The sequence below is a fragment of the Frankia sp. CoWAU3 genome (assembly GCF_977971855.1).
The window spans coordinates 1-2,579 of record NZ_CDWWXB010000175.1 but is presented as its reverse complement, the minus strand read 5'-3'; the positions used below and the strand labels follow the sequence as shown (position 1 = coordinate 2,579).

The 2,579-nt window shown below is 69.0% G+C and carries 1 protein-coding gene and 2 pseudogenes; 2 read left to right on the top strand and 1 reads right to left on the bottom strand.

Going from position 1 to position 2,579, the window contains the following annotated elements; all coding sequences use genetic code 11:
* A pseudogene (locus tag AC08ON_RS14210) lies at nucleotides 1–265 on the bottom strand (hypothetical protein); the annotation flags it as partial.
* Between the two features lie 459 nt (nucleotides 266–724).
* On the opposite strand from AC08ON_RS14210, the gene AC08ON_RS14205 reads away from it, so the two are divergent.
* On the top strand, nucleotides 725–1,663 hold the full coding sequence (locus AC08ON_RS14205) for a proteasome assembly chaperone family protein (protein WP_476607987.1): 939 nt from the start codon (nucleotides 725–727) through the stop codon (nucleotides 1,661–1,663).
* A 648-nt stretch (nucleotides 1,664–2,311) separates the two neighbouring features.
* Nucleotides 2,312–2,579, top strand: a pseudogene (locus AC08ON_RS14200) (hypothetical protein); the annotation flags it as partial.

Genomic DNA, 2,579 nt, shown 5'->3' with positions numbered 1-2,579 from the left:
GCGCGGCGTGGGTGAGACGCACGTCGAGCAGCTCTGCGCGCACCGCGTAGCGCTCGGCCAGCCGGGCCTTCACGATGACGCTGGGCACCAGCGCGCTCGGCCGCACTCCGAGAGCGGGCAACGCCGCGAGCGCGGCCTCGAAGTCGTCCACGGCGATCAGCAGCGCCGCGTGGTCCAAGACGCAGTACCGTGCCACCAGATCGACGAGGGCCGCCGCCTCGTCAAGGCCGTCGAACAGGCCGGCGAGGAGACCCTCGGCGCGCACACGGCCTCAATCCGGCGCACGTCGACGGCGTCCAGACCGCTACCAGGCCGTCCGAGGTCGGGATGCCCCGGTGAGGCCGTGAATCCCTGCGCTTCGATCATCCCGTGCCGCCTTCCGCCGCGCGGATGTGCATGACGACCGGACACACCACGCCGATTCGTCCAGTCGGGTTCCTGCTCAGTCGGGTCCGGCCACCTTAGGCCGCTGGGCCTGGTCACCACGGCAGATCCGGCCCCGGAGCGTTCCTGGCAGCCTAGCGGGATTGAGATAACAGCCCGTCATCACCCACCGGCGAATCGCTCCTTACCGGTAAAATTGTCGCATCGCCTGTGTGACGAGGCTCGCTGGCACCCCCGGGCCGCGACAGGCCCGTGGAACAAGCCGGTGGAATGAGGAGGCGCGCGCCACGCTTCTTCCTGAGGACGGACGCGACCCGTGGCGTAAGGAGGACCTCAACCCGTGCTTGATCCCGATGCACTTTACGATCTTGCCGAGGACCTGGCCGGCGGTTCGATCGATCTCGGCCGTCCCGTCATGCTGGAGGCGATGACCGGGGTGGTCGACGCTGGCAGCGCGGTCAGCCTGGCCGGCGAGCACCTGATGACCGCGCTCGACCACCAGCTGCTCGCCACTTTCGACATCGACCAGTTGCTCGACTACCGGTCCCGCCGGCCGACCATGGTCTTCTCCGAGGATCGCTGGGAAAGCTACGAGGATCCCGTCCTCGCGCTGTACCTGTTGCGGGACGAGGCGGGCACTCCGTTCCTGCTGTTGGCCGGGCCCGAGCCAGACCTGCAGTGGAAGCGGTTCACGGTGGCGCTGCGAGGCCTCGTGGCCCGGCTCGGCGTCCGTCTGACGGTCGGGCTGAACGCGATTCCGATGGCGGTGCCGCACACCCGCCCGTCGGTGGTGAGCGCGTACGCGACCCGTAAGGACCTCATCGTGGGGTACGAGCCCTGGCTGCGCCGGCTACAGGTCCCCGGCAGCGCCGGCCACCTGCTGGAATTCGAGCTCGGGCGGGAAGGCCGGGATGCGATGGGTTTCGCCGCTCACGTCCCGCACTACCTGGCGCAGACGACCTATCCGGCGGCCACCGAGGTCCTGCTGACCTCGGTGTCGAAGGCGACCGGGCTCCTGCTCCCGCTGGACGGGCTGCGCTCCGCCGCGGTTGCCATCCAGGACGAGGTCGACAGCCAGATCGCCGGGGGCGGTGAGGCCGCCGCGCTGGTCAGCGCCCTGGAAGAGCAGTACGACGCCTACCAGCGCGGACGGCGCGGGCCGAGCCTGCCGGCCGCGGACGACGTCCAGCCGCTGCCGACCGCCGACGAACTCGGCGAGGCCTTGGAGCGTTTCCTCGCCGAGCAGACCGAACCGGACGGTCCCACCCCGAATCCCTGATCCCGAATCCCTGACTCGGGTCAGGGATTCGGATCCCACCAGCCTGACCGGCCCGCCCTCCGCGGGCCGCCCTCCGCGGGCCGCCCTCCGCGGGCCGCTGTGGAGTGGACCGGTCCCGTGCGCGTGGATTGCGCACGGGTCGAGCCGTCGATCGACCAGACGTGAAGGTGGCGGCGCAGGAAAGCCCACACCACCGATGATCAGTCTTTCTATACCATGATCCGAACGCGGTCCGGATGCGGTTGCATTTAAATTGTGGAAGTAGCTTCTGGTCACCTATGCCAGACCGGGCCAACCGATTGGCTGTACTATTTCGATCCGCTACTCGGAGAGCCAGCCCAGGACGCCTGACAATCGTCTCACTTGATGATCCAGTGACGGAGAGAATCGGACGATGAATCTGCCCGAGACGTCCACATGACCGCATCCCCCGCCGGACCGGTGCCCACCGCGGCCGGTTCGACGCCGCTCGAGACCACGGACAGCACGGACCCAGCTGATAGCACGGACCCAGCTGCCGGCACCGACCTGGCCGCCAGCGCGACGCCTGCCGGTCCGGCGGCACCGGCAAACCCGGCGTCACCGCGCGATTCGGAGCCGACCGTCGATCCTGCGCAGACAGCCGATTCCGGGAATCCCGTACCCGCCGTGGCCCCGCCGGCCGGCGCCTCGGCGGCCGGCGCCACCATGCGCGAGCGGTACCGCTACCTGCGTAAACCAATGCGCACCGCCCTGTTGGCAGTGCATGTGCTGGTGAGTGTCGGCTGGAATGGCGTGGCGTTCGCGCAGCTCGTCCTGGCTTCGACCGCAGCGGCCGATGCCGGTCTTCGGCACTCCGCATATGAGCTCATGCACGTCGTTGACCAGGTCCTCAATATCCCGCTCGCTCTACTCGCCCTGACCACCGGGGCAGGGC